Source organism: Fischerella sp., from assembly GCF_013388695.1.
GTDB lineage: Bacteria > Cyanobacteriota > Cyanobacteriia > Cyanobacteriales > Nostocaceae > PCC9605.
Map to the genome: position 1 here is coordinate 1 of NZ_JACAEU010000132.1, position 23,201 is coordinate 23,201.

The window sequence follows — 23,201 nt, forward strand, 5'->3', positions numbered from 1 at the left end:
ATGAATTATGTGTGCATACATTTTTGTAGTTCGATGCCAAATCATTGTAGAGACGTAGCAATGCTACGTCTCTACATACCCGTGAATTGTAAATTCATATCTTGATTCAGCAACGCCGGTCAGTTTATGCTGAATACGCTAGCGATCGCATGATATTATTTCCAAGAATCTATAATCATGGCGATCGCAAATAAACAGAAGATGAACAGGAATATACGTAACAACCATTGCCATAGAATAGCAGACCGCAGCATTTGAACAATAGGAACAACACCAAAAACAGTAGACATAACATAGGCGATCGCAAAACCAAGTAGACTCAGCAGAAAATACTTGAGTCCCTTAGTAGCGAGTTTGAACAGCAAGTTATAGTCATCTGTAAAATTAGTTTTCATGGTTTGCGTCCTCAGTAAACAAAATCTTTGACTAGGGTAAAAGGGAGAGACGAATGCAGCAGTCCTACTCCACCTCACCAGGGTTATAAGTGGGAGTGGGAGGATTATCCTCACGAAGCTGAACAGATTTAGGATTACCAACAACGATCGTTAAAATGACTATTGCAATGATTAACAGCAGCCAGGTAGGAAATTTATTTCCAACTTCCCTCACGTCGTATGATTCTCGGCAGTGGGGGCAAAAATAGATATTAGGATTGCGAGGATGTTGTTCAAATCGGCAAGGGGGAAAAGGGTGGTCTTTGTATTTACAGTCCATAGGAAATAACCTCGTGTAGACGTTGTTTTGAAAAAAAAAGAGACTAGTTGCGTGTTACTCCACGTAAACTAGTCCCTGGGTTGGTATCCAACTCTCTTTGGACAGTCAGACAATTTATTCATTTTTTAAATATTCACCATCAGTTGTCTTACTGCTTGGTGTCTGAAGGGGCAAAACTATAGATTTTTAGGCAGCCTCTAAGATTCTTCGATAAGAGAATGCCACTTTACAGATAAAAAAGCCCTTCTGAAATGTAAGCGTTACATCTCCAAAACCAGTGGTCTGAAAAATGTTCAGCAAGCCGGCTTCTAAGCAATCGATCGCAGTAAGCCGATTCTCCATTAACACCACACCGCAAGGTTTCAACAGCAGCTGACGTCTCAATATATATGTGTCTATGTCTGCCTTCTGGAATCGAAAATCTTTGTTCGGATGCCCCACTATTGTAACTAAGAACTCTGGAGACCTACCACCCCTCATCATGCGGCATTCTACAATCAGTGTGCGCGGTATTGAACCTTGATACTCCCTGGGTAGATATGCTTGCAGAGTCCCGAAAAGTCCTTCCAGCATGGGGCTACTCTATCTCAATTGTTCAAATCAGGGTTTTAGCCTGACTTGTTATCCAGCATACAATGTAATTTATGAAAAATCAAGTTTGATCATGTTTATTTTTGATTGCCAAAGTATGTTAAAGTATGAATATGGTCATTAGGTTATCTTAGAGTATAGCTTTCGTTCTAATTTCCTCAATGTTCCTAGCCGATATGCCATTGACATAGGTTCGGTTCACCATCGGATGATCGTCATGGGTTGGCCCGATGTCACTATCTGGATGGTATGCAACGATATCTAGCGTGCTGTCCTTAGTAAAAAAGCTGTGATGACCTTCGGGTGGAATAATAAATATTTGACCTGGAGTCAAGGGTATTTTAATAACTTCTCCAGTTCCATCTTCATTTTCTGGGATTTCGCAATGTCCTTCACCGCTTGTAACTACGCCAATTCTGATGGAAGGATGAGTGTGTCGCGTCTGGCTAATACCAGGTGGAAAGTGTAAGTGGTTAAGACAGGGATCGCCTTTAATTGTTGGTGGAATCAACAGGGAATCAGAGCAACCATCCATGTAACGCAACCTACCTTTTTCCTCAATCGGCCCCCCAACCATGAACATTCCACGGTAGTTCAAACTTGCGATCGCGATCCCGCATCCACCACGAATAGACAAAGGCCCAGCAGGGACACAAAAGTACATGCCTTTGGTAAGGGTAAAGGCTAGCTCAAACCCTGCGTGATAGGAAATCACATCAGTTTGACCATCAACGACAAACCCAAAATAAGTCCCTTCTTTGCTTACATTCAAAGCTTCCCCCGTGTATCCCCATCCATATAATCGCGTTGGATGCTTGTCTTCTGACAAATCCATTAGCATCCCATCACCAGGGGAAATTGATAGGAAATGTTTTCTGCTGCCATACAATTCTTCATAAACATAACTTCCCATGATAACACAATCCTTATTGAACATGAATTTACATGCTTTTTTATTAAAAACAGTTGGTAAAATAATTGTCAAAGAGTATCAGTGACAACCACCAGTTTGAGCATGAGTCGAATACTAACAGCATTACTATCATTTCAGCTTAAAGAGAATCAGAAAGAAATTAAAAAATTCATAAAGATATGTTTATGAATAACCTATATTTATAAGTATATATACTTATAAATATATAAATAGGTCAATTCATGCTTTATCATGATAAAAAATCCTCACCTTCCACTGTCTCATGAATTTTCAAGACGTTCTCGAGATTGTAGAGTCAGCAGTGTACAAAGCTAAAGGTAGGAGGCTGACTGACCCAGAATTGACTGTACTGCGCGGATCTTGGGAGGGTTTGACTTATGAAAAGATGGCAAAAGGCTCACCCTATAAACCTAATTATTTGAAGGGAGACGTGAGCCATAAGTTCTGGAAGTTGCTTTCAGAGGCTTTGGGAGAAGAAGTCAGCAAAAGAAATTTTCGTGCCGCTCTACAAAGAGCATTGTTAAGCCACAACGCATCTTTGCAAGTCCAGAATATAGACTTGGGTGTGGATGATGCCATCCTTGTGTCTCAACCATCGAGTCAGTCAGATTTATCTGAGGTCGGTTGGTCGTCCCCATCTTCATACTTAAATTTCCAAACTCAAGGTGAGCAAAGCTTCTTTCCTCAAGGACATGAAACGAGTCAAAACTCTAAAGAGGCTTGTGAGCTTGAAAAGAAAATGAGAGCTTGGTTTGAGGCATTGGGTTATGAATTGATACCTGGTGGCAGAAGGCAAGAGGACTATTTTGAGATGATCGTCCATATCCCCAAACGAGGGGGATACGATCGCATCCTGGCACGCGGTGTTGAAGGTGAAGCTAACCTGAACCACCTTGACGGTTTATGTCAAGCAGTAAAAGAGTACAAGCCAAATGAAGGATGGCTAGTTGCAGATTTTCGTATTAGTCGGGCTGTGCGCGAAGCGATCGCAGAGTACAGAGAAACAAAAGAACTTAAATTTAGTCATGCTGCTAGTGAGGCGATCGCAGAGTACAGAAAACAGAGAGAACTGGAACTATTTTGTTACACCTTCGATGAAGTCATAGACGAGGGCGTCAACTTTACACAATATTTTAAATGGTTAGAAGAACAACTGAGGAAGCGGGGCATTAATGACAAAACTTATGTTCCTTTAGCCTGTGTTAAACAAGAAGGAATTAACCCAGTTACAGGAGAACCGATAGTCAGTCGTTACGCTGAGGCAGATGGCTGGATTGATGGCTATATAGATCGCTGGCTAGACGATCCAGACAAAAAACACATATCAGTTCTGGGAGAGTTCGGTACTGGCAAAACCTGGTTTGCATTTCACTATGCTTGGACTGCTTTAAAACGTTATCAGGAAGCAAAGAAACAAGGCACTCCCAGACCAAGATTGCCCCTACTTATTCCTCTGCGGGACTATACTAAAGCACTTAATGTAGAGAATGTTCTAGCTTGGTTCTTTTTTTCCATCCACAATATCCCCCTCACTAATTTAGTTTTTAAACAACTTAATAGTATGGGCAAGCTCCTGCTCATTTTCGATGGTTTTGATGAAATGGCAGGTAAGGTAGATCGTCGCAAGGTAATTGATAACTTTTGGGAGCTAGCTAAGGTTGTAGAAACAGGAGCCAAGGTTATTCTCACCTGCCGTGCTGAGCATCTTCCTAAGATAGAAAAAGGTCGCTCTCTCCTGAATGCAGCTTTATTAGATTCTATTGACACAGAACAGCCAACCTCAACTAGGAAACTAGGCCCTCAATTTGAGGTGTTAGAACTACAAACACTCAGTGATGGACAAATTCGTCAAATGCTTTGCTCTCGTCTCCAACATAAAACTCAAGGAGAAAGGGACGCGATCGTAGAACAGGTCACAAGAAATCATAAACTCTTGGATTTAGCTAGACGACCTGTGATGATTGATTTGATCCTGGATGCGCTGCCTAAAATTGAGGCAGATCAGCCAGTAGATCTGTCTCACATCTATTTATTAGCTGTTCGAGAAAAGATGGCTCGGGATATCAAAGCAGAGCGCACGTTTACTTCTCCAGCGGACAAGCTTTATTTCCTCTGCGAACTGTCTTGGGAAATGTTCGTCACCGATCAAATGCAGCTGAACTATCGCAAGTTTCCAGACCGAATTCGCCGATTGTTTGGTTCTATTGTACAGGAGCCAGAAGAGATCGATCATTGGAGCTATGACATGATGGGTCAGTCTATGTTGACTCGAAATGCAGATGGTGACTACGAGCTAGCTCATCGCTCCTTCCTAGAGTTTTTTATCGCTTATAAACTTGCTGCACAATTGGGAGTTTTAGCTTCTGACTTTGTCGATTTGGCAACAGAGTCGTTAAATATAGACAAAAATGCTCCTCCTCAAGCATATACTTGGTTTTCTTATTTTCAACGTCAAGTAGACGAACAAGGTAAAGTCATACCCATTGCACCACTCAAAGAATTTTCTACTGTATCGCTAAACCGTTTATTTAATGCTTTCAGACTAGGAGAACTAACAAACAGACAAAGAGACTTAACAAAGGCTGTACTCGATTTACTCGAACATATGCTTGACCGCTCGAAAACCGCTGCTGAGCGTCTGATGGCGGTAATTAAAGCTACACGAGGCAAAGCGGAAAAGGAAGTCGGTTATCTTGCTGGATATGCTGTAACACTTCTTTTGCAAATCGATCCAGAGGCTCTAGCGGGTCAAGATTTAAGCCATACTGTTATTCAAGGTGCTGATTTAACCAATGCCAACCTTCAAAATACGAACCTTACGGGTGCTTATTTAGATGATTCTCTTTTTAAAGAACCCTTCGGCAGTATTTTATCAGTTGCTTTTAGTGGAGAGTTTTTTGCGATCGGTTCTTCTAATGGCGAAATTTGCCTTTTTCAGGGACAAAGACGTTCTATCTGTAAAGGACATAACCACTGGGTTCGCTCGATCGCCTTTAGTCCTGATGGTCAAATGTTTGCCAGTGGAAGTGACGACCAAGCTGTGAAGATATGGAATATCAAAACTGGTAAGTTCTTTTGTACATTAGAAGGACATACTAGTTGCGTACGTTCAGTCACCTTTAGTTATGATGGCAAGCTACTTGCTAGTGCTAGTGAAGATGGAACCGTCAAAATATGGAATGTTAATAGTGGTGAGTATTTAAAGACCTTAACAGGACATGTTGGTAAGATTTGGTCAGTAGCCTTTAGTCCTGTTGGTAGATTACTTGCCAGTGCTGGTGAGGATAAAACCATCAAACTTTGGGATGTGAACACAGGTAAATGCCTCAAGACCCTAACAGGACATGAGAACTGGGTGAGGTCAGTAGCCTTTAGTCCCAATGGACGGCAAATTGTTAGTGGTGGCGATGATAACACTGTCAGAATCTGGGATATTCGGACAACGAAATGTCGTACAAAATTTCTCGGTCATGAAAATTGGGTGAGATCGGTGGCTTTTAGTCCCGATGGGCAAAAAATAGTTAGTGGTAGCGATGACAACACCGTCAGAATTTGGGATGTTCAAACAGGTCAATGCCGCAACATTTTATATGGTCATGATAATCGAGTTTGGTCAGTTGCCTTTAGCTTGAATGGAAAGCAAATTGCCAGTGGCAGCGATGACCAAACTGTGAGAACCTGGGATGCTCAAACTGGTCAATGTCTGAGTACGGTGAGGGGATACTCTAATTGGATTTTGTCAGTTGCTTTCAGTCCCAACAGTAAATACCTTGCCAGTGGTAGTGAAGACAAGATTGTCAGGATCTGGAATATCCATACTGGCAAGATTGCAATTACTCTCAGAGGACATACCAGTCGCATTTGGTCTGTGGCATTCAGTCCAGACGGTCGGCTGCTTGCTAGCGGTAGCGACGATCACACGATCAGAATCTGGGAACTTAAGCACAGTAAGGGTAAACAATGCCTCCGAGTTCTTAAAGATCACGATCACTGGGTTAGATCGGTTGCATTTAGTCCAGATAGTCAGCTACTTGCCAGTGGTAGCGATGACAACACTGTCAGAATTTGGGATATTCATAGAGGTACACCTCCGAAAATATTACGTGGTCATGGGAATTGGGTACGAACAGTTATTTTTAGTCCCGATGGACAGTTACTTGCTAGCGGTAGTGATGACCACACGATCAGGATATGGGATGTTCAGACAGGCGACACCATCAAGATATTGCACGGTCATGAGAACTTAGTCAGGTCGATCGCCTTTAGTCCGGATGGCCAGATAGTGGCCAGTGGTAGTAACGATTGCACTGTCAAGATCTGGGAAATGTCAAAAGGTGAGTGCATCAAAACTATAACGGAACATAACAATTGGGTACATTCAGTTATTTTTAGTCTTGATGGACATACGCTCATCAGTGGCTCTCAAGATGGATCTGTACATTTATGGAATATTCATGAAGATAAACTCATTAAATCCTTTCAGGAAGATGCTGATGAGGTCTTATCAGTGGCCTTTAGTCCCGATAGACAGTTAATTGCCACTGGTATTCATGATGGGATGATTCGGCTAAGAAATATGCACAATGATGAATTGAAACCACCTTTATCTTTGAAGATTCCTAAACCTTATGAGGGGATGAACATCACTGGTGTTATTGGCTTGACGGAAGACCAAAGAGCCAACCTTCGAGCCTTGGGAGCAGTTGAATTAGGGTAAAAGGGATTGGAGATTAGGGATTGGGGATTGAGTTTTCATGCGTAAAAATTATAGAAGGGGCAATAAAAAATATGCTTGACATTAATATTTTCCAAAGGCGAATTACAGTAATTCTGCCTCTTCAAAAACCTGCCTAACTGTTAATTCCAAACCTGGAAGTAACTCATCCACTATCAGCATATTATCTGTATAAACTTGACTTGATTCCACCGAAAAAAATACCTTAATACTCATCGCTTCCGGATCTACAACCCAAACTCGCGACACACCAGCAGCAAAATAATCCTTCGCTTTGTCTTCAAATTCCTTGAATGTTTGGTCTGGAGAGATAATTTCAATTACCAATTCTGGAGGAACAGGACAAGCTTCATTTCGCCTCCAGCTTTTGGGTAGACGTTCGTAGGAAATGTAAGTTAAATCCGGTACAGGTGCCCAATCTTGACCTTTACGCTTTAAGATAATTGCCCATTCTGAACCGACTCTACCTTTACCTTTGCACCATGCACGTATGAGGATTAATAAAGCTGTCTGTAAGGTCGAATGAAAATATTTGGGAGACACCTTAGGTACTGCATAACCATCGATAAACTCATAGTTTACATCTCCTTCTGACAGCGTCAGAAATTCTTCGAGAGTGAGTTTGTTTCCGATGTTTGCCTTAACCATGAGAAGTCACCAGTGGCTGATAAAAATATTGTACAAATTTGCTAATATCGCCAAACACATTTTCCCCTCCGCGCTTGCGGGGAGGGGTTAGGGGTGGGGTTAGAAATGGGGTTACATCAAATTATTTCTATTCATTTAACTAGCCGGACTTGCACTTTCTTCAGTTTCTGTCTGTACTTTCTGTCCTAATTTTGGTTCAGTACCCGCTATTAACCGCTCAATATTACTACGATGCCGCAAAATAACGTACAAACCAGCCGCAACGCCAAATAATATATAAGGTAGCGGTTGATGCAAAATTACCATGAAAATCGAAACAGCGATCGCACCAAAAATCGAACTCAAAGAAACAATCCGCGATATCGCTACAACGATAGCAAACACTCCTGCTGTTGCCAAAGCTACTTGCCAATTCATCGCCAACAAAATCCCCAAACTCGTAGCAACCGACTTACCACCTGTAAATCCTAAAAAAATTGATTTACTGTGTCCAAGTACTGCTGCGAACCCGGCTAAAGTTACCATCCAGGATTGCCAGACTTCGGCATTTACATTCGGGGGAATCAAATTTTGACTTTGAGCAAAGTTGAATACCCAGTAAACAAGGAAGATTGCTAATACTCCCTTAAGGCAATCAATGCATAAAACAAACGCCCCAGGCCCTTTACCCAATGTTCTTAACACATTGGTTGCCCCTGTTGAACCAGAACCAATTTCACGAATATCAATGCCTTTCAACAGTTTCACTAATGTGTAACCGGTGGGAACCGAACCCAGTAAATAAGCTACAAGCAGAATAGCCCCACACAAACTTAACCAAATAGTCATATTTTGAATTGTTGATTGTTGGTTGATGGTTGTTGGTTGTTAGTTGTTAGTTGTTGGTTGTCAAAAATTACCCCTAACTACTAACCACTAACTATTAACCCTTAAAAATCATCTTCATAACTTCTCATCATTTTGGGGTCAGGGGCAAAGGCTAACCACAAGGGAAATTGTAACAGTGCCAAACTAATTAACTCTTCAGAATCATCAATGATAATCAAAGGGAGTTGATTAGATTTTTCCAAGCGTTCGGCTTTTAGTGCCACTGCTTCTGGTGCTTCAAATAATACTACTCCCCGATCCGGCCCAAAATCTGGACGACCAATTCCCAAGCAGTCCTGCAAGCCGCGTCGCCATTCACCCAAACGTTCTGGTGTATTGGCTAAAACCAAAGTACGGACGCGATCGCCATACAAATGATTTAGTATAGAGATAATTGCTGAAGCTATAAGTATATTTTGCAACCTACTACCCATAGTTCGCAAAGCACCGCGTCCACCTTGGTTGAAGAACCAGTTGGAAACTCGTTCAGCGTGGACTGGTTCAAAGGTACGGCGCAGCTGCCACGGTGGCCCGTAGTAATCTGGTTTATTACGGTACTGGTCAATCAGGCGACGAATTTGCTTTGTAGTGTCTTGGAACTGCTGTTGAGCAAATTGTGGTGTTCCTGGCAGAGGTTCAGCGGGTTTTACTTCTTTGATTACTGATTTTTCTGGTTCTGGTTTCGGTTTAGATACCAACTGCAATTGTTCTGCCGCTGCCGCCAAATCCTGTAAGCTACCTGTGAGATAATCCTTAAAACCTTGCACTCGAATGGCTAAGTCTTGAGAAGCACCTGCAAACGTCGTTCGCATCTCGTTGCGAATGCGTTCTTGACGCCGTTCCAATTGTTCTATAGAAAGTTGCAACGATTGTTTCCGTTGTTCTAATTGCGAAAGCGACTCTTGTACAAGTTTCCCCATCGCTATTTGCGTTTCATTTATTTGCCCCTGAAGGATTTTATAAGAAGCTTGCAAATTAGCAATTTCTGCTTTGAGGTCTTGTTCTTGTTGTTTCAATTCGGCAAGTCGTTGCGTTGCTTGCGCTTCTTGTTGATTTTCTTCAAATTTTGGTTCTATTTGTGACCCTTGTGCAGGTGTTTCTTCATCTAGCTGCGCCACAAACTCATCTACAGGACTTGTAGCTTCTGCACTAGTAATGGGCAAAGCAGATTGTGCATCTACTATAGAATTTTGCGTTGTGGCTTCCACCACAGATTCAACAGATGAATTTTCCGTTTGCTCATTTGTAGAACTTTCTGCTTTTGTTGGTTCTAAAGATTCATCTGTTGGTTGTGGAGTTTGATATTCCTCTGGATTCATAAACGATAATCTAATTCCGATGACACAATTAAAAAGCTTTAAGCAATATACAATTTACGAGCTTTAAAAGTCTCGAATCCTGAGTTTACAACATAAATACTCAGCATGCTCTGCCCAAAACCAGACGCAAGGCGTCTGGTTTTCTAATTACTAAATGCGCGGACAGCGTTGTTCTAAGCAAATTTTAAGGGTGTTAGGATCAAATATGATTGGCAAAAAGTGAATGCTTTTAACTTCTTTAAAATAAAACAGTATCGGAACCCTGTCCCAGAATATACGCCAGTTTTGCCATTCTCGGTAAGGAAAGCGCCTAATTAATTTTTCGCCCCTGTAAATATCTAAATCAGTAGCAGTAAATTGCAAACGCAGTGTTACTGCCTGAAACATGAGAAACAACCCAAATAGTGCGATCGCGCCACCTATCCAAGGTTGCACCAACAGCAATGGAATCGCCCCAATCACTAACACCACAGGTATGTTGTAACTGGGCTTGAGTTCCACAGTAGATGCTGATAATGGCGCTTGCGAAGTAGTCACAGTCTCAAATCCTGTTTGGTTAGTGGACATTATTCTTATTTTAAGAGTTAGTGGTTAGTAGTTAGTGGTTAGTTGTTTACCACTAACTACCAACTACTAACTACTAACTACTTTTAAAACCCTTGTAATAACGCACTGCCAGTTCCTTGAAACATTAACCAAGAAAGAAAGAAATTGCTAATAAAGATAATCAACAAGGCGGTAACAACAGCAGTTGTGGTTGATTGTCCCACACCTTTGGCTCCTCCTGTTGTTGTCAAGCCCCAGTTGCAACCAATTACGGCTATCAAAACTCCAAAGCAACACGCCTTAATAATGGCGCTAATAATATCCCAACTGCCAAGAAAGTTACGGGCTGAGTCTAGAAACTGCGTATCAGACAGATTGTATATATTCATTGCAATTATCAACCCTCCCAGCATCCCTGTCACCAAAGACAGAAGGGTTAAAATTGGCATCATTAAAAGGCAAGCCAGCACGCGGGGAATAACTAAATAATCAATCGGATCGGTTTTTAACATCAACATGGCATCAATTTGTTCTGTCACCCGCATTGTGCCAATTTCTGCTGCAAATGCCGAACCAACCCGTCCTGCCAAAACCACAGCGGTAAGAACAGGGGCAAGTTCTCGTGTGAGTGCCACCGCCAGCACTCCACCAACAAGGTTTCCTGCACCAAAGGTGATAAACTCCCGCGCTACCTGAATGGTAAATACCGCACCTACAAAAACAGCCGTCAATAGGGCAATAAACAGCGAATCCGGCCCAACTACCGCCATTTGTTCGAGAGTATTGCGCCGATGGATTTTGCCCTTGAGGAGGTGGACGATTACTTGTCCACCCAGAAAAATCGCTGCCAGCAACCGCTGACCCCATGTTCCCAAACTAGATTTGGATGTAGTCTCGCTCAATGTTCACTAGCTAACTCGGTAACTGCATTTAGAATAGCGAATATTAGTCATTAGTCATTAGTCATTAGTCATTAGTCAAGAGTTAGTGGTTAGTAGTTAGTAGTTATTTCTCCCCCTCTCCCACTCTTCCACTCTCCCCCTCCCCCACTCTTCCACTCTCCCCTTTTTGGTTAACTAAGTTTAAATCTCATCTCAGAAATTAACACTGCAATCAGCCGCATTTTGACTATAGGCAGACTTATAATTATCAGCGTAAAGCTTGATATTTCTGGATTTATCTGGAGTGAGTGGCTTTTTGGGTTTGACAATACTCTGAGAAAATTGTATGTAGGTATTTTAATAAAAACTTAAGAATGTTGAAATCTTGCCCACTGTGGAGCGATCGCACTTATTGTAGAAATTGTAGAAAATGACGACTCAGGGAAACGGCTATTGTCCTCTTAAATCAGGGAGCCAGATTTTCATGACGATTTGGATTAACTTTCTCCGTTCGCTACTGCTAACGATAATTTTTAGTTTTGTCGCACCTATGTTCCTCGTCGGTGCCATACTACTGATTGTATCGCTAATCGGTTATATTCCTGGTTTACAAGGGATAACAGAAGCGATCGCCACTCATATATTGCAGTTTCTCGTCATCTTTGGTAGTGGCACTGCCCTAAGAGGATTAATCGTCATTAGTTTGACCTGTAGCTTTGTAGGAGCGCTGTTTGATACTTATGCCTACTACAGGTGTCAAATTCTACGGTAATTACCCAGAACTGACCACTCGGTTTAAGTTTATGTTTTGGGCATAATTTTTAAGGAGCTTATTCCCTGCAATAGGAAAAAGCAGCGATGAGCTAGAGTAGGATTATTCTTAGGTTAATTATTATTAATAAATTTAGATTTTAAAATTATTTAATTTTAGTCAATAATTAATAATTAATAGTCAGTAGTCCAAAATTTTGTCCCGTTAACTTTTAAACGAAAACTTTGTTCGACAGAAACAACCTTCTATACTTTGGCTATAACGACAAGTTTAATCGCCGAAAACTTTCGTACCTAACAGTTAAGCTATTGTGCTGGTAATTTGTATTTTTGGAAATTAGGGATCAAGCATCAAACTCTCCCCCCATCTCCCCATCCCCACTCTCTTCATCCGCCTCAACAAGAAAACTAAATTTTTTACTACTTCTCGTTCTGGGCTAGTGTAAAGCAAGTTGATGAGTAGGCAAGAGTAATAGCGTACAAAGAATATAATTGTATATACAATTTAGAGGTTTTTTTGACTGCTCATGATTTGGCCTTTTAAGCCTAGGTTTCGCAAACAAATTGCTCGAATAGAAATTACTGGTGCGATCGCCAGTGCAACTCGTAAAAGAGTTTTAGAAGCCCTAGAAACCGTAGAAGAGAAGAAATTTCCAGCTTTACTGCTACGTATTGATAGCCCTGGTGGCACGGTAGGCGATTCTCAAGAGATCTACAGCGCCTTGAAGCGTTTGCGTGAAAAAGTAAAAATTATAGCCAGCTTTGGCAATATTTCTGCTTCTGGCGGTGTCTACATTGGTATGGGTGCTGAACACATCATGGCTAACCCAGGTACCATTACAGGTAGTATTGGTGTGATTTTGCGTGGTAACAACTTGGAACGCTTGCTGCACAAAATAGGGGTTTCTTTTAAGGTCATTAAATCTGGCCCCTACAAAGATATTTTGGCATTTGACCGGGAATTGACTGAACCCGAACAAAATATTTTGCAAGAATTGATTGACACTAGTTACCAACAGTTCGTGCAAACGGTAGCTGAGGCACGAAATTTAGGGGTAGACACTGTCAGAAGTTTCGCTGACGGTCGTATATTTACTGGTCAGCAAGCCTTAGAATTGGGTATTGTAGACAGGTTAGGAACAGAGGAAGATGCCCGTCGTTGGGCAGCAGAACTTGTTGGTCTTGACCCAGAAAAAACACCCGTCTTTACGCTGGAAGAACGCAAACCTTTGTTGAGTCGTTTATTGCCAGGGACTCGTCAGGTTTCATCCGGATTGGCTTCTGGAATTGACTGGCTAGAGTTTGAAATGTCTACTAGTGGTTTGCCTTTGTGGTTGTATCGACCATAAATGGTCAAAAGTCAAAAGTCCATAGTCCATAGTCCATAGTACAAATTGTTTGACTCTTGACTCTTGACTCTTGACTCTTGACTCTTGAGTAACTTAAGGAGGATAAATTGGTGGAGTGGCGAATGCGGTCTATTCGCGGCGCAACTACCGTTACTGAAAATACGGTGGAAGCAATGCGAGAAGCAGTAATGGAATTATTAGATGAGTTGGAAAAACGAAATCACCTGCATCCATCGGATATTATTAGTGTTACCTTTACGGTGACACGCGATTTAGATGCGATTTTTCCTGCTGCGATCGCTCGCCAACGTCCTTACTGGGATAATGTCGCTATGTTGGATGTACAGCAAATGTATGTTGAGGGTAGTTTAGAGCGCTGCATCCGATTTTTAATTCACGCCTATTTCCCAGTTTCCGCTTCAGTCTACCATACCTATTTGCGTCATGCTCAAAATCTGCGTCCTGATTGGAGTTTATCCCAACCTTTATAACCAAACCAGATGCACAAATATACCAACGCGATCGCTCAAAATTTCGGCACTAAGGCATCAGCTGCTACCTTGGAAATAGAGAGTCTAACTAACGAAGTACTCGAAATATTGGGCATTCAGGCGTTTTCATAGCACAGGAAAAAAAATGACGCGCTTGTTGATGTTAGTCGTTTTTAGAAGTTGTCGGAATAATGGGTGTTGATCTACCTTGAAGTACCGTTTTAAGAGCATGTATCCACTCCTGTGCTATGAACTTATTGCCCGAATCGTTAAAGTGGAGACCGTCGCTACTAAAAATATCGCCCTGTTTCAATCGAGCAAGTATTGCACCGTTCATATCTAGGAAGTAGACGCGCTTGCCCTGTGCAGACAGCTGCTTGACATGCTGCTTCACAAATGCGTTGGCTGTAGTTCTCGTTTGACTAGTATCAACACCATCGCGAATATCCCATTTAAACGGAGGAATTGAGGCGACCACAACTCTGGCTTTGGGACGTAATAACAAGATATCATCGATAATTCCTTGAAGGGATTGTGTAAGAAATTCTGAGGTGTTATCGCCTCGTACATCACTACCAAAGAAATCATTTGTGCCAAGCATGATCAGCACCACATCAGGCTTGGTCGCTTGAACCCAGTCCCGAATGCTTCCTGGTTTTCCTTCCCATGACGGGAGACGAACATTTGATTTCGGTTTTTGCAACACCTGCGCCGCCGACCAACCACCATGACACTCATGATCGGGGTCTTGATATGCGCCGTCTTTTTTAGTTCCCACCCAGTCTATGGTAGACCCAAGTTTGGTTTGTGCCACCGCACTCCGCAGAACAGCAATATTGCCTTCACATAGAGAATCTCCTAAGGACATTACTTTGGTTTTGGTAACTGCGGTGGCAGTTCCAACCGGAAGAAAACACAATAGTGTGATGGCTAGACTTACATTATTCCACCAAGCATGGGCTGTTTTTTCGCTTACACACTTGATACTCTTGTGTATGCTCAATAAACGGCGGATTTGATTTTGGATAACCATTATGTCGTCCACCTGATTAATTAGCGTACTCTTGTACTACTAACCTAGCACGCCATTTTCTGTTCCAATGCTTATGCGGAAATTAAAGCTTGAATTATGTACTCAAACACAATTAATTACACACCTTTTTTTCCTGTTAAGCGTTCCTTATCTCCACGAATGAATTTAATTTTGCCCAACGACTTAATAATTACGACTGCATGTATATATAGTCAGTCTAGAGGCTGCTAATGGCTAATTGCTTGATTGCTAATCAATAGATTAGCCATTAGCTTGTCTTGCCTGTTTTGCTATTTTTCCGTTGGTTTTTGACGATGAAAACGAATTCCTAAAAAGATGTCGTAAAGGAAATCGAAAAAGTCTTTTTTTTGTAGCAATCCTAAAGATTGGTGACAATCTTTTTGATCTAACAGAGGTTTCATGAGATAGTATGTAGGCTGGTAATTGTACCAGGGAATAGAAGGCCACAAATGATGAATTAAGTGGTAATTCTGTCCCAGAATCAGGATATTGAGAATTGGGTTGGCATAAACGCGAGCATTTTTCCAGCGATCGCGCTCAACAAAAGGACGATGGGGCAAATAATCAAAAAATAGTCCCAATGCTAATCCAACTATGCCAGAAGGTACGAACCAAAAATTCAAAATATAACCCAAAAAGTGGAATTGAACAGAGAGCAAAACAATTGCCACTACAAACAAACGGCTGAAAAACCATTCTAGAAGTTCATACTTACGCCAGAGACGACGTTTAAAGAAAAACACCTCGTGATAGAAAAAACGCACTGCTATTAACCACAAGGGCCCACCCGTAGAAACAAAATGATCTGGGTCATTTTTTGGGTCATTGACATGAGCGTGATGTTGCAAATGCACCCGCGTAAACACTGGAAAAGCAAAAGCCAGCATCAAAGCGCTACCATGCCCTAGCATCGCGTTAACGATCTTATTACGATGAGCAGACTGGTGGCAGGCATCATGAATTACCGTCCCAGAAATATGTAGGGCGACAATATTCATCACAAAGGATATCCAATGCGGCCAATGCCAAACCCAGTAGCCAAAGCAAGATACCACAACGATCGCCACAGCTGCTAAAAACATTAGCAGTGTTGGATTAAAACCACCGGGAGACGCCAATAATTCTTTGGGAGGAACTGTCAGTTTTTGGGGGACTGTCAGTGGCTTCTTTGCCTCCGACGTCAGCATTGTGAACTCCTTAGTAAAATCAAAATTTTGTTAGTACAAGAAGGCAGCTATGAAAAGGTAAGAAAGCTTGTAAATTAAGCATTGTTACTTTGTTTCACTGGTTAGTTATTTCCAGCACGCTGCACTAATTAAGTTAGAGGGCAGTCTCGGAGATTAGCAGCTTTCCTGAGAGACTACAAATGAAGTCAAAATTCAGGAAAACGTTGCTAATAGCATTGACAGGCTACCCAAGAGCAGTTCTGATTAGCCCATGCTTAGATTTACCTACATAGCTATCCTCCTTGGCAATTGGGACTTGGTCAAGAGCCACGCATTTGCGGGTATGGAATTCCCCCAAAATTGCCATAGCAAAGCCAAGCTGTACAACCTTGTGGCTGACGAACTCAACCAGCCTATAATGACAGACAAGCAACAGGGTTTCTTGGGGTTTATCCATTTGGTATATAGAAGCGGCAAATTAACGACACTAAATTCCGCTCTGAAAAATAATAAGGTTTTAAAGTTTTGTGTAGCAAGATTTATCGATATATTCGCATATCAGGTGCAAAATAACGGTATGATGCCAGACGAGACTCTAAGCATTTATCCCTCCCGCTACATCATAATTCCCTGAGTAGCCCCTTAGATTCAGCCTCTATGCAATTAAAAGACTCTGTACGCCGAACAAAAATTGTCGCCACGATTGGCCCTGCTACCAGCAGCCCGGAAATGCTTAAAGCTATTATTGAAGCTGGTGCAACAACGCTGCGACTGAACTTTTCCCACGGTTCTCATGCCGACCATCAGCGCAATATTCGCTTAATTCGGCAGACAGCTTTTGAGTTGAATCAACCTGTTGGTATTCTCCAAGACTTACAAGGACCAAAAATTCGCTTGGGGAAATTTGAAAATGGATCGATAGTAGTGGCAAAAGGCGATCGCTTCACCTTGACAAATCGCCCTGTTGTTGGTTGCCAAGAAATTAGCTGCGTCACTTATGAATATTTAGCAGAGGAAGTTCCCATCGGCGCAAGAATCCTCCTTGATGATGGCCGAGTCGAAATGCAGGTAGAAGATATTAACCGCACAAAAGGCGATCTGCACTGTCGTGTCACCGTCGGTGGAACCCTCTCCAATAACAAAGGCGTTAACTTTCCTGGAGTATACCTTTCCGTTAAAGCCATGACCGACAAAGACCGCGAAGATCTGATGTTCGGTCTAGATCAAGGTGTTGACTGGGTAGCGCTTTCCTTTGTTCGCAACCCGCAGGATGTGATGGAAATTAAAGAACTAATTTCCAGCACGGGTAAGCAAGTGCCAGTGATTGCCAAAATAGAAAAACACGAAGCCATTGAACAGATGGAAGCGATTTTGGCTTTGTGTGATGGTGTGATGGTTGCTAGGGGTGACTTGGGCGTAGAATTGCCAGCAGAAGATGTACCCATGCTGCAAAAACGGCTAATAGCCACTGCCAATCGCTTGGGGATTCCCATCATCACCGCCACCCAAATGTTAGACAGTATGGTTAGTAACCCTCGTCCGACTCGTGCGGAAGTATCGGATGTGGCAAATGCGATTTTAGATGGTACAGATGCGGTAATGCTTTCCAATGAAACCGCCGTCGGTAAATACCCAGTAGAAGCAGTAGCAACGATGGCACGCATTGCCGAAAGAATCGAGCAAGAAGCGGCACAAAATACCAACGCCAGTCAGGTCAGAGATAGGAAACATTCCATTCCCAACGCCATTAGCCAAGCAGTGGGGCAAATCGCTGAACAGCTAGGGGCTGCGGCAATTATGAGCTTAACGCAAACCGGAGCCACCGCTCGCAACGTTTCTAAATTCCGTCCCCGCACAAGGATTTTGGCTGTAACGCCCCATGTGAATGTAGCAAGGCAACTGCAAATGGTGTGGGGCGTCAAACCACTGTTAGTATTAGAACTGCCTTCCGCCGGTCAGACTTTCCAAGCAGCTATTAACGTTGCTTTGGAAAACAAGCTGGTCTTTGAGGGAAATTTGGTGGTGATGACTGCTGGTACACTCCAAGGCGTTTCTGGGTCAACTGATTTGATTAAGGTAGAGGTTGTAACTGCCGTTTTAGGTCAGGGAATTGGACTTGGACAAGGTTCGGTCAGCGGTCGCGCCCGAGTAGCTTACACTGGCATGGATACAAGTAACTTTAATCCTGGGGATATTTTGGTTGCGCCTCGTACCAACGCCGATTTTGTCGAGGCAATTCGCAAAGCAGGCGGTATTATTACTGAAGAAGATAGTCTCACCTGTCATGCAGCAGTTATTGGCTTGCGTCTCGGTGTACCTGTGATTGTCGGCGTCAAGAAGGCAACGGAGGTGATTCGCGACGGGGCTATTCTGACAATGGATATGCAACGGGGTTTAATTTACTCTGGGGCAGTAGGAACGCCATAAAAATGGTTAGTGGTTAGTGGCTAGTAGTTAGTGGGAAACTACTAACTACCAGCCCTCTCAAGGTGGGTGAAAAATCTGCTTTCATTGCCTGTTTTTCCTGATTCGACTTGGTGTCTTAGTGTCTTGGTGGTTAAATAAAATTTATTTTTCACCACCAAGACACCAAGACACGAAGAAAATTTATTGTTTAGGATTGCACCACCAAAGGGCTACTACTAACTACCAACTACTAACTACCAACTACTAACTACCAACTACTAACTACCAACTACTAACCGATCTCTTGTGTTCAAAGAAATTGCTTTAATACTTCCGCCGTTGCTAGTCCTGTTTTTTGCCAACTAAATTGGTTTGCCCTGCTGATCCCTGCGGCGGAAAGGCGATCGCGTAGTTGATTATCAGTAGCAATTTTAGACATCGCCTCTGTAATTTCTCTATAGTCATAGGGATTGATGAGAATAGCAGCATCGCCAGCAACCTCTGGTAAAGAGGAGAGGTTGGAAGTGATGACGGGAGTACCGCAAGCCATTGCTTCTAGAACAGGGAAACCAAAACCTTCCCAAAGACTGGGGAAAACGAGAGCGATCGCACCATTTATAATCGTTGGCAATTCGCGATCGGGAACGTAGTTTAGGAATCTTATCTGCTTTGCTATACCCAGTTCCTCTGCTTGCGCTTGTAAAAGAGGAGTGTAGCGTTTGTCTGGCGATCCCGTTAACCACAGTTCGTAATCGCGATAATTCGGTAGCCCTGCAAAAGCAGCAAGGAGTCTGTGTAAATTCTTATAGGGATCGTGTCTGCCAATATAGAGAAAATAGGGACAATAATTTTCATCTGCTTGTAAAAAGGCGGGAATATAGTCCCCCTTTTCAAGGGGGGTTGTGGGGATCTGAACAGGTCTAAAATGATTCGCATCATGCGCCAAGGGTATTGGCGTTATTTTGTTAGCACGAATGCCATAAAAGTCAACGATGTCTCTCGCCGTAGCCTGGGAGTTACAGATAATGTGTTGCGCTTGCCGGAGAACTTGGGGAATATAGTGGCGAAAGTAGGGTGTAAGGGGTGAAAAGCGCTTAGGAAACCGTAACGGAATGACATCGTGAACCATCACGATAAAACAGCAATTAGAATATAAAGGTGCTTCCGGGAGTGGAGAAAAAATGAGGTGAGATTTTAGCTTTTGATAGATTTGTGGCAATTGAAACTGCGTCCACACTAAGCGGTCAAAATGGCCTTTTGTACCATGAGCGGGAGTAAGATGATCTGGAATTGAATAACAGTGAAATTCTGGGTAATTTACGGCAGTTAAGAGAGTAGGGTTAAAAGATTTTAAATAAGGGAAAAGATTCTTAGCATAGTTACTTATACCCGTAGGTTGCGAAAATATAACCGATAAGTTAATTAATAATTTGCTCATTTACATACTCTGGAATTTATTTGTGTACACCCCCCTCATTCCCCCCTACAAGAGGGGGGAAGGTAGAGGAAAAACTTTTATTGATTGTGCGTCTGTGGTTGTACATACATAAAATACCAACTTTTGCGGGAGCAATATACTTTAAAAAAGTGTCATTAGCTTATCTTCGCCAATACATAAACACGCCGTAAAATTTTCCCAATCCAAACTGAGGTTTAATAAACATCAAGACAAAGGCGTGGCAAATCAGCCGAGTTAATCTCAAGCTAAAAACCAATTTACTTGTGTACCTCTCTAAAGTTAATAAATAACTATAGGTACTGTGTTTAATTTTTATGAAAACATACTTATTAGTAATTGAAGAAGGCTGATGTAAAACACCAAACTGCTTGGTAACAGCTATTAAATGTCCTTGCTGAGCATATCTTTGACAAAAATCAAAATCTTCATAGTAAAGAAAATAAGCAGAATCGAACAAAGGACATTCATGAAAATTGCTGAGATTAATTATCAGACTACAGCCTGTAATCCAATCACATAAAACATAATCTGTATTTGTATTTGTTAACAAATCTTGAGTCAAAATCGCCCCTGTATTGTCAATAAAGCGACCACCTGCAAACCAAACTTCACCCACAGGAGTATGAACAATTGTACCGAGAATCGAAATTTCAGGATGCGAATCAAAAAATGGTTGAACTTTATCTAATGTATTTTCTAATAAATAAGCATCTGGATTAATTATCCAGACAATTGCTTGTGGATCTTCTGCATAAATAAATTTTAGTCCTAAATTGCAGGCGCTACCAAAACCTAAATTACTAGTAGCGTTAAGAATAAGTACAGATTCATTTTTGAGTTGATAAATAGAATCATCATCAGGAGAGTTATTGATGATAACTATTTTGTAATCTGGATTTTTGCTATTTGGTAGAGAAGAAATTAATTTAGCAACAAGATTAGTTGAATAATAGTTAACTGTTAAAAAGTAAATCACGTCAGTTCAATTTGACAGTCATCACCAATCATAAATCGCAAAGCTTTAGGACGGCGGGGGGCAACTGTCAATTGCGCTCTTTGTCCAATCACGCTATCAATAATACGTTGATGAATTCCAGCTATTCTAGCACCTTCTAAAACCACACTATGTTCTATATCAGTGTCGATGAGCCTGGTATTATTGGCAATGCTAGTGTAAGGGCCGATGAAGCAGTTTTCTAAATAACAATTGCTACCAATTACAATTGGCCCGCGAACAGTACAGTTAACTACTTTAGATCCAGCCCCAATCTGGACTCGCCCAATTACCTGACTTTGAGCATCAATTTCTCCTAAAATTTCTGTGTTTAAGTAAGTATCAAGAATGAGACGGTTCGCTTCTAATAAGTCATCTTTTTTACCAGTATCTAGCCACCACCCTTCTAGTTGGCAGGCTAAAACTTGCTTTTGTTGATCTATAAGGCATTGAATAGCATCGGTGATTTCCAACTCACCCCGAAGAGAAGGTTGGATACAGGCGATCGCATCATGAATAATATGAGAAAAGAAATAAACTCCTACCAATGCCAAATTAGAAGGCGGTTGTTTGGGTTTTTCGATTAACTGCAATACTCGCCCTGTCTCATCTACCTTAGCCACACCAAAAGCACTAGGATTGCTAACTTGACGCAAAAGAATCAGGGCATCTTGCTGTTGAGCAGTAAATTTTTTGAGAAAATAACTTAAGTCACCTTGTTGAATGAGGTTATCGCCCAAGTACATTACAAAAGGCGAATCGCCAAGGAAGGGAAGGGCAACTTTCACGGCGTGGGCAAGTCCTGCTGGTTGATCTTGCAATATATATGTAATTTTTGCCCCAAAGCGATCGCCATTTCCTGTTTTAGCTTTTACTTCTGACCCTGTTTCCGGACTAATAATAATACCAATATCAGTAATCCCAGCGGCAACCATCTCTTCAATGCCATACCACAAAATAGGTTTATTGGCAACAGGTACAAGTTGTTTTGCCCCCGTGTAGGTGAGAGGGCGCAGACGAGTGCCTTTACCGCCAGAAAGGATCAGTGCTTTCATAAACTTGGTTGGTGGTTAGTGGATAGTGGTTAGTGGATAGTGGTTAGTGGATAGTGGGTGGTGGATAGTAGATAAGCTAAAAGGCATTTAATTTGCATTCTCAAAAAAATCAAACTCTTGTGGGGTGGGCGTCTCGCCCGCCCTGATTATGCAACTTAAATGCACATCAGCTTAGTAGATAGTGGTCAATAACCAACTAACTACTAACTACTAACTACTAACCACTAACTACTAACTCTCTCAACATTCTTCTGAGTCTTTCTCGCCAATGGGGCGCATGATTTCCCAGAACCGCCGCTATTTTGGCACAAACAAGAACAGAGTAACTAGGGCGGCGAGCGGGTGTAGGATATTCAGAGGTAGTGATAGGAATAATTCGTTCCACTTTCACAGGGTAGCCTAGCTGTTGGGCTTCTTCAAAAATGGCAATGGCAAAGTCGTACCAGCTAGCTACACCGCTATTAGTGTAGTGATAGGTTCCAGCAATTTCTGAACTCAATAGGGGTATTAATTGGGCGATGGTTGCTGCTATGTCTCTTGCCCAAGTTGGACTACCAATTTGATCGGTGACTACACGAATTTCTTCTCTTTCTCCTCCTAGCCGCAGCATAGTTTTGACAAAGTTACTTTTGCCAAAAGTCCCATATACCCAAGCTGTGCGAAGAATAAGGTGATGAGCGTATGTCTGGCGAATAGCCTCTTCTCCTGCCAGTTTAGTTTGACCGTAAACACTTAAGGGATTAGTCGCGTCGGTTTCCTGATAGGGATGACAGCTATTGCCATCAAAAACGTAATCAGTAGATATGTGAATTAGGAAAGCTTGCTGTTTTTTAGCTTCTTCAGCGAGGATTTCAGGTGCTGTCGCGTTAATGGCTTTTGCCAATTCCGGTTCACTTTCAGCTTTGTCAACAGCGGTATAAGCAGCGGCGTTGATGATGACTTGGGGTTTGTTTTCTCTAATCGCGCTGCGGAGAGTATCGGGTTGGGCAAGATCTATGGTGGGGCGTGCAAGAGTGATGACTTTTCCATAGGTGATGAGGTTTTGTTGTAATTCTTTGCCTACTTGACCGTTACTGCCGATTAGCAGAATTGATTTACTCATTAGCCTACTTGTGCTTGTGGATTTTTGCACCTCCAAGAGGCTTTATGAAAACCATATCATTAGTTTGGCGTTTTTTGGTATTTAATTTACCTTCTGGGCATCAGCGTTTAGCGATCGCC

Annotated in this window: 21 protein-coding genes; 6 read left to right on the top strand and 15 right to left on the bottom strand. The window is 42.1% G+C overall.

The window, feature by feature from the left end:
- Positions 1-155: 155 nt before the first annotated feature.
- The 3 genes from HXY43_RS17625 to HXY43_RS17635 form a co-directional block, all read right to left on the bottom strand.
- On the bottom strand, positions 156-395 hold the full coding sequence (locus tag HXY43_RS17625; protein ID WP_290885354.1) for a hypothetical protein: 240 nt from the start codon (positions 393-395) through the stop codon (positions 156-158).
- A 64-nt stretch (positions 396-459) separates the two neighbouring features.
- Positions 460-714: a hypothetical protein gene (locus HXY43_RS17630; protein ID WP_290885357.1), complete on the bottom strand. Its 255-nt coding sequence runs from the start codon at positions 712-714 to the stop codon at positions 460-462.
- Positions 715-1,435: 721 nt separating this feature from the next.
- Entirely contained in the window at positions 1,436-2,218 is a 783-nt protein-coding gene (locus tag HXY43_RS17635; RefSeq protein ID WP_290885360.1) for an AraC family ligand binding domain-containing protein, read from the bottom strand.
- Between the two features lie 283 nt (positions 2,219-2,501).
- Between HXY43_RS17635 and HXY43_RS17640 the strand changes: the two genes are divergently transcribed.
- Positions 2,502-6,956 (top strand): pentapeptide repeat-containing protein, encoded by a 4,455-nt coding sequence (locus HXY43_RS17640; protein ID WP_290885362.1) that lies wholly within the window; start codon positions 2,502-2,504, stop codon positions 6,954-6,956.
- Between the two features lie 102 nt (positions 6,957-7,058).
- Here HXY43_RS17640 and HXY43_RS17645 read toward each other — a convergent pair whose 3' ends face one another.
- The 5 genes from HXY43_RS17645 to HXY43_RS17665 form a co-directional block, all read right to left on the bottom strand.
- Positions 7,059-7,622 carry a Uma2 family endonuclease gene (locus HXY43_RS17645; protein WP_290885366.1) on the bottom strand — a complete coding sequence of 188 codons (564 nt, stop codon included), beginning with the start codon at positions 7,620-7,622 and terminating at the stop codon, positions 7,059-7,061.
- 135 nt (positions 7,623-7,757) lie between these two features.
- Positions 7,758-8,450 carry a glycerol-3-phosphate 1-O-acyltransferase PlsY gene (gene plsY, locus HXY43_RS17650; RefSeq protein ID WP_290885369.1) on the bottom strand — a complete coding sequence of 231 codons (693 nt, stop codon included), beginning with the start codon at positions 8,448-8,450 and terminating at the stop codon, positions 7,758-7,760.
- Between the two features lie 101 nt (positions 8,451-8,551).
- A complete protein-coding gene (locus tag HXY43_RS17655) occupies positions 8,552-9,808 on the bottom strand; it encodes a DUF3086 domain-containing protein (protein WP_290885372.1) in 1,257 nt (418 codons plus the stop codon).
- 150 nt (positions 9,809-9,958) lie between these two features.
- Complete coding sequence (locus HXY43_RS17660) at positions 9,959-10,375, bottom strand: DUF3119 family protein (RefSeq protein ID WP_026735236.1); 417 nt, start codon at positions 10,373-10,375, stop codon at positions 9,959-9,961.
- 83 nt (positions 10,376-10,458) lie between these two features.
- The gene (locus HXY43_RS17665; RefSeq protein WP_290885375.1) at positions 10,459-11,256 is read right to left on the bottom strand and encodes an MlaE family lipid ABC transporter permease subunit; all 798 of its coding nucleotides are present in this window, start codon (positions 11,254-11,256) and stop codon (positions 10,459-10,461) included.
- Positions 11,257-11,719: 463 nt separating this feature from the next.
- Here HXY43_RS17665 and HXY43_RS17670 point away from each other — a divergent pair, with 463 nt between their 5' ends.
- The 4 genes from HXY43_RS17670 to HXY43_RS17685 all read left to right on the top strand — a co-directional run bounded on the left by HXY43_RS17670 (position 11,720) and on the right by HXY43_RS17685 (position 13,978).
- Positions 11,720-12,007, top strand: coding sequence for a hypothetical protein (locus tag HXY43_RS17670; RefSeq protein WP_290885378.1), 288 nt, complete (start codon positions 11,720-11,722; stop codon positions 12,005-12,007).
- Between the two features lie 526 nt (positions 12,008-12,533).
- Positions 12,534-13,355 carry a signal peptide peptidase SppA gene (sppA, locus tag HXY43_RS17675; protein WP_026735240.1) on the top strand — a complete coding sequence of 274 codons (822 nt, stop codon included), beginning with the start codon at positions 12,534-12,536 and terminating at the stop codon, positions 13,353-13,355.
- 122 nt (positions 13,356-13,477) lie between these two features.
- Positions 13,478-13,846, top strand: a complete 369-nt coding sequence (gene aroH / locus HXY43_RS17680; protein WP_290885436.1) for a chorismate mutase — start codon at positions 13,478-13,480, stop codon at positions 13,844-13,846.
- A gap of 9 nt (positions 13,847-13,855) precedes the next feature.
- A complete protein-coding gene (locus HXY43_RS17685; protein WP_290885382.1) occupies positions 13,856-13,978 on the top strand; it encodes a hypothetical protein in 123 nt (40 codons plus the stop codon).
- Between the two features lie 31 nt (positions 13,979-14,009).
- Here HXY43_RS17685 and HXY43_RS17690 read toward each other — a convergent pair whose 3' ends face one another.
- The 3 genes from HXY43_RS17690 to HXY43_RS17700 all read right to left on the bottom strand — a co-directional run bounded on the left by HXY43_RS17690 (position 14,010) and on the right by HXY43_RS17700 (position 16,523).
- The gene (locus HXY43_RS17690) at positions 14,010-14,891 is read right to left on the bottom strand and encodes a GDSL-type esterase/lipase family protein (RefSeq protein WP_290885385.1); all 882 of its coding nucleotides are present in this window, start codon (positions 14,889-14,891) and stop codon (positions 14,010-14,012) included.
- A 278-nt stretch (positions 14,892-15,169) separates the two neighbouring features.
- Positions 15,170-16,087 carry a beta-carotene hydroxylase gene (gene crtR / locus HXY43_RS17695; RefSeq protein WP_290885388.1) on the bottom strand — a complete coding sequence of 306 codons (918 nt, stop codon included), beginning with the start codon at positions 16,085-16,087 and terminating at the stop codon, positions 15,170-15,172.
- A gap of 223 nt (positions 16,088-16,310) precedes the next feature.
- Positions 16,311-16,523: a hypothetical protein gene (locus HXY43_RS17700; protein ID WP_290885391.1), complete on the bottom strand. Its 213-nt coding sequence runs from the start codon at positions 16,521-16,523 to the stop codon at positions 16,311-16,313.
- A gap of 200 nt (positions 16,524-16,723) precedes the next feature.
- On the opposite strand from HXY43_RS17700, the gene pyk reads away from it, so the two are divergent.
- A complete protein-coding gene (gene pyk, locus HXY43_RS17705) occupies positions 16,724-18,493 on the top strand; it encodes a pyruvate kinase (protein ID WP_290885394.1) in 1,770 nt (589 codons plus the stop codon).
- A 289-nt stretch (positions 18,494-18,782) separates the two neighbouring features.
- On the opposite strand, the gene HXY43_RS17710 is transcribed toward pyk, so the two are convergent.
- The 4 genes from HXY43_RS17710 to rfbD form a co-directional block, all read right to left on the bottom strand.
- Positions 18,783-19,910 carry a glycosyltransferase family 1 protein gene (locus tag HXY43_RS17710; RefSeq protein ID WP_290885397.1) on the bottom strand — a complete coding sequence of 376 codons (1,128 nt, stop codon included), beginning with the start codon at positions 19,908-19,910 and terminating at the stop codon, positions 18,783-18,785.
- Between the two features lie 160 nt (positions 19,911-20,070).
- Positions 20,071-20,907, bottom strand: coding sequence for a glycosyltransferase (locus tag HXY43_RS17715; RefSeq protein ID WP_290885400.1), 837 nt, complete (start codon positions 20,905-20,907; stop codon positions 20,071-20,073).
- Positions 20,904-21,980, bottom strand: coding sequence for a glucose-1-phosphate thymidylyltransferase (locus HXY43_RS17720; RefSeq protein WP_290885403.1), 1,077 nt, complete (start codon positions 21,978-21,980; stop codon positions 20,904-20,906). Before HXY43_RS17720 ends, HXY43_RS17715 begins: the two co-directional genes overlap by 4 nt.
- 217 nt (positions 21,981-22,197) lie before the next feature.
- Entirely contained in the window at positions 22,198-23,082 is an 885-nt protein-coding gene (rfbD, locus tag HXY43_RS17725) for a dTDP-4-dehydrorhamnose reductase (RefSeq protein ID WP_290885406.1), read from the bottom strand.
- Positions 23,083-23,201 lie beyond the last annotated feature (119 nt).

What these genes read in the sequence shown, in the direction of transcription:
- HXY43_RS17625 (WP_290885354.1), bottom strand. Translation starts at nt 395, where the DNA reads ATGAAAACTAATTTTACAGATGACTATAACTTGCTGTTCAAACTCGCT.
- HXY43_RS17630 (WP_290885357.1), bottom strand. Translation starts at nt 714, where the DNA reads ATGGACTGTAAATACAAAGACCACCCTTTTCCCCCTTGCCGATTTGAA.
- HXY43_RS17635 (WP_290885360.1), bottom strand. Translation starts at nt 2,218, where the DNA reads ATGGGAAGTTATGTTTATGAAGAATTGTATGGCAGCAGAAAACATTTC.
- HXY43_RS17640 (WP_290885362.1), top strand. Translation starts at nt 2,502, where the DNA reads ATGAATTTTCAAGACGTTCTCGAGATTGTAGAGTCAGCAGTGTACAAA.
- HXY43_RS17645 (WP_290885366.1), bottom strand. Translation starts at nt 7,622, where the DNA reads ATGGTTAAGGCAAACATCGGAAACAAACTCACTCTCGAAGAATTTCTG.
- plsY (WP_290885369.1), bottom strand. Translation starts at nt 8,450, where the DNA reads ATGACTATTTGGTTAAGTTTGTGTGGGGCTATTCTGCTTGTAGCTTAT.
- HXY43_RS17655 (WP_290885372.1), bottom strand. Translation starts at nt 9,808, where the DNA reads ATGAATCCAGAGGAATATCAAACTCCACAACCAACAGATGAATCTTTA.
- HXY43_RS17660 (WP_026735236.1), bottom strand. Translation starts at nt 10,375, where the DNA reads ATGTCCACTAACCAAACAGGATTTGAGACTGTGACTACTTCGCAAGCG.
- HXY43_RS17670 (WP_290885378.1), top strand. Translation starts at nt 11,720, where the DNA reads ATGACGATTTGGATTAACTTTCTCCGTTCGCTACTGCTAACGATAATT.
- sppA (WP_026735240.1), top strand. Translation starts at nt 12,534, where the DNA reads ATGATTTGGCCTTTTAAGCCTAGGTTTCGCAAACAAATTGCTCGAATA.
- aroH (WP_290885436.1), top strand. Translation starts at nt 13,478, where the DNA reads ATGCGGTCTATTCGCGGCGCAACTACCGTTACTGAAAATACGGTGGAA.
- HXY43_RS17685 (WP_290885382.1), top strand. Translation starts at nt 13,856, where the DNA reads ATGCACAAATATACCAACGCGATCGCTCAAAATTTCGGCACTAAGGCA.
- crtR (WP_290885388.1), bottom strand. Translation starts at nt 16,087, where the DNA reads ATGCTGACGTCGGAGGCAAAGAAGCCACTGACAGTCCCCCAAAAACTG.
- HXY43_RS17700 (WP_290885391.1), bottom strand. Translation starts at nt 16,523, where the DNA reads ATGGATAAACCCCAAGAAACCCTGTTGCTTGTCTGTCATTATAGGCTG.
- pyk (WP_290885394.1), top strand. Translation starts at nt 16,724, where the DNA reads ATGCAATTAAAAGACTCTGTACGCCGAACAAAAATTGTCGCCACGATT.
- HXY43_RS17710 (WP_290885397.1), bottom strand. Translation starts at nt 19,910, where the DNA reads ATGAGCAAATTATTAATTAACTTATCGGTTATATTTTCGCAACCTACG.
- HXY43_RS17720 (WP_290885403.1), bottom strand. Translation starts at nt 21,980, where the DNA reads ATGAAAGCACTGATCCTTTCTGGCGGTAAAGGCACTCGTCTGCGCCCT.
- rfbD (WP_290885406.1), bottom strand. Translation starts at nt 23,082, where the DNA reads ATGAGTAAATCAATTCTGCTAATCGGCAGTAACGGTCAAGTAGGCAAA.